5 protein-coding genes and 3 pseudogenes are annotated in these 6821 nt (G+C 31.8%); 7 read left to right on the top strand and 1 reads right to left on the bottom strand.

Features of this window, described 5'->3' with window-relative positions; translation table 11 throughout:
• The 7 genes and pseudogenes from HMPREF3239_RS12220 to HMPREF3239_RS00775 all read left to right on the top strand — a co-directional run.
• A pseudogene (locus HMPREF3239_RS12220) lies at positions 1–95 on the top strand (IS6 family transposase); the annotation flags it as partial.
• 137 nt (positions 96–232) lie between these two features.
• Positions 233–1312 carry a hypothetical protein gene (locus tag HMPREF3239_RS00800; protein ID WP_070854374.1) on the top strand — a complete coding sequence of 360 codons (1080 nt, stop codon included), beginning with the start codon at positions 233–235 and terminating at the stop codon, positions 1310–1312.
• 34 nt (positions 1313–1346) lie between these two features.
• Complete coding sequence (locus tag HMPREF3239_RS00795; RefSeq protein ID WP_070854373.1) at positions 1347–2096, top strand: hypothetical protein; 750 nt, start codon at positions 1347–1349, stop codon at positions 2094–2096.
• 41 nt (positions 2097–2137) lie between these two features.
• A pseudogene (locus tag HMPREF3239_RS00790) lies at positions 2138–3114 on the top strand (DUF1002 domain-containing protein).
• Between the two features lie 208 nt (positions 3115–3322).
• Positions 3323–4309: an ADP-ribosylglycohydrolase family protein gene (locus HMPREF3239_RS00785; RefSeq protein WP_049395810.1), complete on the top strand. Its 987-nt coding sequence runs from the start codon at positions 3323–3325 to the stop codon at positions 4307–4309.
• Between the two features lie 18 nt (positions 4310–4327).
• Complete coding sequence (locus tag HMPREF3239_RS00780; RefSeq protein ID WP_070854371.1) at positions 4328–5662, top strand: purine-cytosine permease family protein; 1335 nt, start codon at positions 4328–4330, stop codon at positions 5660–5662.
• Complete coding sequence (locus HMPREF3239_RS00775) at positions 5659–6597, top strand: PfkB family carbohydrate kinase (protein WP_070854369.1); 939 nt, start codon at positions 5659–5661, stop codon at positions 6595–6597. Before HMPREF3239_RS00780 ends, HMPREF3239_RS00775 begins: the two co-directional genes overlap by 4 nt.
• Before the next feature lie 129 nt (positions 6598–6726).
• Here the strand turns inward: HMPREF3239_RS00775 and HMPREF3239_RS12215 are convergent.
• A pseudogene (locus HMPREF3239_RS12215) lies at positions 6727–6821 on the bottom strand (IS6 family transposase); the annotation flags it as partial.

Below are 6821 nucleotides of genomic sequence, written 5' to 3'. Positions count from 1 at the left end.
AATGTATTTACGCTCTATATAAAAAGAACCGCAGGTCTCTTCAGATCTACGGATTTTCGCCACGCCACGAAATTAGCATCATGCTGGCAAGTTAAGCGAACACTGACATGATAAATTAGTGGTTAGCTATATTTTTTTACTTTGCAACAGAACCTTTTAATTTTATTGTATTTGATAACGCTTTATTTTTTGATAGCATGGAAAGTGAGTTTTATATCAGGGAGGTGTATGAATGAAATTTAGAAAATTAGGGATGTTAGGTTTGTCTTCTTTTATTATTTTAAGTGCTTGTGGTCAAAATACAGATAATAATCATAAAAAAGACAATGATCAAAATCAAACACAGGAAAGGGATAGAAAATCAGATGAAACTGAAAAGCAATCAAATGATGAAGTAGCGGAAAACAATCAAAATACAAAAAATCAACCTCAAGGTGATTCTAATACTGCAGAAACAACAAATGAAGCAAATAATCGAAATAGTGAACCTATAACAATTGATGAAGCAAAATCTATCGCTTTTAACTCCGAAGACATACTCAATTTCACTCAAAATAAAGATGAACTGATTTACAATAAAAATAAAAGTAATAATGATGAAATTTTTATTGAAACGCCTTTTGGTGGTATAAACGAATCCGTTAAGCACCACGCCATTATAGATAGAAACACAGGGGAAATTATCAAAACAGGTGGTGCCATCACCTCTCCAGATGGACCTATAAAAGCTAAAAATGGTTATATAGACAAAGATATCTATAATTCAACTGCTGATTTTTACAATACATACGTATACAAGAAAGGTATGCCTGAGTTTGAAACTGCTACTTCTGATGTTCCAGAACAAAAATATAAAGAACTTTCAAACATCGTAGGTAATTATTGGCAAAAAGAACAAGGATATGACAATGAGTCAAATCAATCAACATCAAATAACAATCAGTCTCAAAATGAAAAAGAGAATAATCAAACAGGTGATGATAGTAAACAATCAACGAAGAAAGATACAAAAATTGACCAAAATCGAGACAACATTGAAGAAGATAATAATAAATCAAATCAAAAACAAAATAATGAAGAACAGCAAGAAAATAGTAACGAGGAAGCTTCGCAAAATGAGGAACGTGAGGATCCAAATCAACAAATAGAACAACCATCTAGCGAAGATAAGCAAAATCCAGATGCAGCACAAGAAAATAATAACCAAAGCAATGATGAAAATACTGATGGTAACAACTATGAAAATGAACAATCTCAAGATGTAGAATCAAAAAGTTCAGAAAATGACAAAGAAACTTCAAACGCTTCATAAATATAAAAATATTATTATCAAAAGGAGTCTTTAATTGGTTAGTGTTACACAAAGAATTTCACAAATTAAACAACCCCGTGGTGGGTATTTAAACAGAAAATCATTTGAAGTTAAGCAACTAGAACCAGAAACATTTATAGATGCAAAAAATGAAAATATAGCACCTCAAACAATTGGTTTAGTCGTAGACTACCTTACTCGTATGGTTATAAATCAAGACAAAAAAAAATCATTTGCCATATCGTTAACTGGCGCAAAATTAGCTGGGGAATTACAAACAGCCGAATCATTGTTAAAAGATATTAATGATAATGATGATCTATCTATTATTAAAGCATGTCAATTGGTAAATTACGATATGGTATATAGAGCAGGAAGCATGCCTAAAGAATTTAAAATTCCCGATCAAGATACAATTAATAATATAAAATCACTTATAAACAGAAGTCTTTCATTTTTTAATCAAACAGGTGAAGTTAAAATGGATGGTTTCACATTTGAGGGTGGTTATACAAGCATTATTGATACTGGAGATGGCGACTTTCTAACTGAAGATACTTTGTGGGATTTTAAAGTTTCAAAACAACTACCACAGAAAAACAGTACGCTTCAATTAGTGATATACTATTTAATGGGTAAGGCATCTCAAAAGTCTGTCTTTGAGAATATACGTTACATTGGTATTTATAATCCAAGATTCAACCAAATTTATAAGTATGATATGACACAGGCTGATTCAGAAATGATTGAAACAATTCAAAAACATGTTATTGGATACGATTAATATAAATATATGAAACATTTTAAGGGATGGTGTATTTGAAAATGAAAAAAACAATAACTAGTTTAGTAGTAGCTACATTGTTGTTATCAGCTTCAGGTGTTGTTAAAGCAGCTGAAAATAAAGAAGATTGGGATGAACCTGTTTTTATTAAAGGCGCTGACTTAGAAGGGCAAGATTTACAACAAACTGAGAATGCTCTAGGCGTTGATGATAACTATGAAACTTATAATGTTAACGTCAATGATGTGAGTAATTATATCCCAAACAGCAGTAATCTAAGTTATATTTATTCAAGTGCAACAATTGAACATAAAAAATGGGGTAAGGGTGTTGATGTGAAAATTGATACACCAGATAACATTACAAAAGTGACATCTGAACAATATCAAAATGCTGCAATTACGGCAGGAATTAAAAACGCAGAAATACATATAGCTTCTGTCGACCAAGTAACTGGTGAAGGTGCTTTAGCTGGTATTTATAAAGCATATGAAGAAAAAGGTAACGACCTCAACGCTGAAGATATTCAAAATTCTAATCAAGAAATGAATGACTTAGGTAGAATTTCAGAAGAAAATAAAGGTAAAGATGGATATTCAGATGAAGCTTTGAATGCTTCAATAGCAGATATTAAAGAACAACTTGCAGATATTAAACAAAATCAAGATAAACAAATAACACAACAACAAGTTGAAGACACGGTCAATAAAGTACTCGATGAACGTGGCTTGTCAGAAATATTATCAGAAAATCAAATTCAAATGATTAATAATAATATGGTGAATGTGGCAAACTCTAATGCCTTAACTTCTGATCCAAAAGCATTTAAACAAAATGCAAAAGATGTATTAAAAAATATTGAAAAAACTCAGATGATTTATTGAAGAAAGCAAAAGATAAAGCCAAGGATTTGAATACAGAAGAAAATAGAAATCTCCTTCAACGCATATGGGACGGTATTGTGGAAATTATTCAATCTATCATTCAATTTTTCTCTAATCTGTTAAATAAATTATAGAGTTGTTTAAAAAGAGAGGACAAAATCTGCCCTCTCTTTTTTAGCAAAATAACTAATAAGGAGAAGCGTATCATAAATAAAACTAAAAAATAGATTGTGTATAGTATAAAAGGAAGGGATTTATATTAAAATTTTGACAATAAAATGTAAGCGCTCTAAAATAAAAAATTAACTCGTACGTATAAGTGGACAAGAAGGGAGTTTTATAATGAAGGATAAAATATTAGGAACTTTATATGGCCAAGCTATTGGAGACGCTTTAGGTATGCCTTCAGAATTATGGAATCGCAACAAAATTAAAGATTTTTTTGGGAAAATCACAACTTTTTTAGATGGTCCTTATGAAAATAAGGTAGCCAGAAATTTCACCAAAGGACAGTTTACAGATGATACTGCACAATCACTACTAATCATTGATGCACTAAATAAAAATCATTTTGAACCTTCAAAAAAAATCATAGCAGACGAATTGATTGAATGGGCCAATGCTACAAACGCATTTAAAAATAATATTCTTGGCCCAAGTTCTAAAGCAGCTTTAACTGCAATAATACAAGGAGAAGATTCCCAATTCTATACAAAAAATGCATTAACTAATGGGTCGGCTATGAGAATTGCTCCTATTGGTACTTTATTTTCTAAAGATCAAAAAGTAGAGCTTGTAAATTATGTTAAGGAAATTAGTGAAGTTACTCACACAAGTGATGTTGCAATAGCCGGAGCTAGTATGATTGCTTATGCAGTAACATTGGCAGCGGAAGATAAGAATTGGAAAGAAATTATAGAAGGCGTTTTGGATATTCACGATATAGCTATTAAAGAAGGAGAACAAACTTTTTCTGCATCAATAGCAGAAAGATTAAAATTAGCAGTTCAGTTTGCCAATCATTTCGAAAGAGAGGAGGAATATTCGCTCTGGCTTTATGATGTGATAGGATGCGGAACATCATTAACTGAATCGGTCCCCACTGCTTTGGCAATTGCTTATTTTTGTAAAGACCCCAATAAATGCGCAATTTTTTGTGCGAATATCGGTGGGGATACTGACACAATTGGCGCTATGGCAACTGCTATATCGGGAGCTAAATACGGATATAGTAATTTTAAAAAACTTTGGATAGAGACTATCGACAAACACAATAGTGTGAACTTAGAACAATATGCAACTACGCTCGAAAAAAATAAGATGTTATAAAAAATGGAGGTGTTCGTTATGGAAAAAGAAGAAGTCTTTCTTCCTGAAAGTGAAAAAAACGGGAAACCTATCGACTTATTTTTTATATGGTTTGCAGCCAATCTAGGTATTCTCGGGATAGTTTATGGCGCTGTCATAGTAAGTTACGGATTGAGCTTTTTACAATCAATTTTGATTGCTATAATAGGTCCGTTATCCTTTGTTCTAGTTGGTTATATAAGTGTAGCTGGTAAAGATAGTGGAGCTACAACTTTTATGCTCTCAAGAGCACCATTTGGATTTAAAGGCAATCATATACCTGCTTTAATTGGCTGGGTAGGTCAAGTTGGTTGGTTATCTGTTAATGTTTCTACAGGAACTTTAACTCTTCTGGCTTTATTTAGTACTTTTGGTTTTAAGACTAGTACATTTCTAATTTTGATGAGTTTAGCGATTTTTGCTGGGCTAGTTATTATATCTGTTCTTTTTTCACAAAAAATACTTGTATCAGTACAAACATTTTTCACATATGTATTTGGTGCATTAACCTTATTAGTTATAACAATTTTAATTACTAATACTGATTGGAACGCCCTTTTTTCTATGAAATCTGGGTCTTGGCTTAAAGATTTTCTACCTGCATTAGCCTTTGTAATAGTAGGAACTGGATTGACTTGGACTAACGCAGCTGCAGATTATAGCCGTTTTCAAAAAAAATCGAACAGTTCTTTATCAATAATCACTAGTGTTACAGCTGGCGCGTTTATCCCTTTATTTATCATTATAAGTACTGGAATTTTATTAGCTACTTCAGAGCCACAATTAGCAAATGCAGAAAATCCAATCTTACTAATTAGCGAAGTACTACCAAATTGGATGACAGTAATTTACTTAATATCTGCTTTAGGTGGCCTTACTCCTATGTGTTTTTTAGGTTTAAAGTCCTCAAGATTAATTATGAGTACTTTTGATTTGAAAGTAAAAAATTCTACAGTTATTATTATTCATTCAATTATTATTATTGCCATTCCTATTTATGTCTTAGTAGTTTCCAGAAATTTTCTCGCTTTTTTTGAAATGTTTTTAGGAGTTTTGGGTATTGGATTAGCTGCTTGGAGTGCAATTTTCATTGTTGATTATGCAACATTGAGAAAAAATATAGGTTATGAAAAAAAATTAGTTTACGATTCCCAGTATAATAGTCTGAATATTAAAACAGTAATGGTCTGGAGTATAGCAGTAATAGCAGGTGCATTAATAAACATTTTTACTTCTTCAAGTTTTGATATAATTGTAACATTTATGGTTAGCGGATTTTTATACTATATATTTAATATTTCTTTAAATACTCACAGAAAGAAGGCTAAAAAATGAAAAGTTCATCAAGAGAATATAAACAGATTAATAGCCAAAAAAAGGTTTTGGTGATCGGCAGTGCTGTTATTGATGTGATTTTAAATGTTGATAGTATACCAAGTAGTGGATCGGACGAATTTGCCCACTCTGAGAAGACAATAGTAGGTGGTTGCGCATATAATGTAGGCGATATACTTAGTCAGTTCAAAGCTAATTATGATTTGATGGTGCCCGTTGGCGATGGTCCTAATGGAACAATTATTAAAAATAAGTTAAAAAAAGAAGGCAAAACTTCATTATTAAATAATATATTAGGAGATAATGGTTGGACGTTATGTATCGTTGAAAATAATGGAGAACGCACTTTTTTAACGATGCCCGGAGTTGAAATGACATGGAAAAAGAATTGGTTTAAAGAAATTGACCTTAATAAGTATGATTATATTTATGTGTCAGGTTATTCTTTTGAACATCCTTCAGACGAAGTTTTATTAGAAGAATTTAGTCGTTTAAACGAGAAAACTACAATTATTTTTGACCCCTCACCAAGGATTAATAAAATGAACTGTGAAAGTATAAGGAAGTTGCTTGAAATAAACACAATAGTACATGCCAACGAGGATGAAATATTACAATTGAGTAGTGAGAATCATGTGAAAGATGCGGCATTAGAAGTAAGTAAACAGACTAATCAACCTGTGATAGTTACGTTAGGCAACGAAGGTACTCTTATAGCAAATAAGTGTAAAGTTAAGATTTTAGAGGGGGAAAATGTTCCTATAACTGATACTATAGGCGCTGGTGATTCACACACAGCAGCTTTTATAGCAGGTTTGCTAGATAACCAAAGTATTGAAAAAGCTTGTATATGGGGAAACGAAGTAGCATCTAAAATTGTGCAAGAACGAGGTGGAAATACGGATATATTCAATCCTATAGATGAAGAATATTAAATTTGTCTCACGCTTACTATCTTCAACAGTTGTTGTATTTTAGCTTTAGGCTTATAAACTATTTAAAAGAAGGTTCTGTTGCAAAGTAAAAAATATAGCCAACCACTAATTTATCATGTCAGTGTTCGCTTAACTTGCTAGCATGATGCTAATTTCGTGGCATGGCGAAAATCCGTAGATCTGAAGAGATCTGCGGTTCTTTTTATATAGAGCGTAAATACATT

The sequence above is a fragment of the Staphylococcus sp. HMSC34C02 genome (assembly GCF_001838705.1).
In the GTDB taxonomy this organism is placed as follows: domain Bacteria; phylum Bacillota; class Bacilli; order Staphylococcales; family Staphylococcaceae; genus Staphylococcus; species Staphylococcus borealis.
This window is presented reverse-complemented; position numbering and strand designations above follow the sequence as displayed.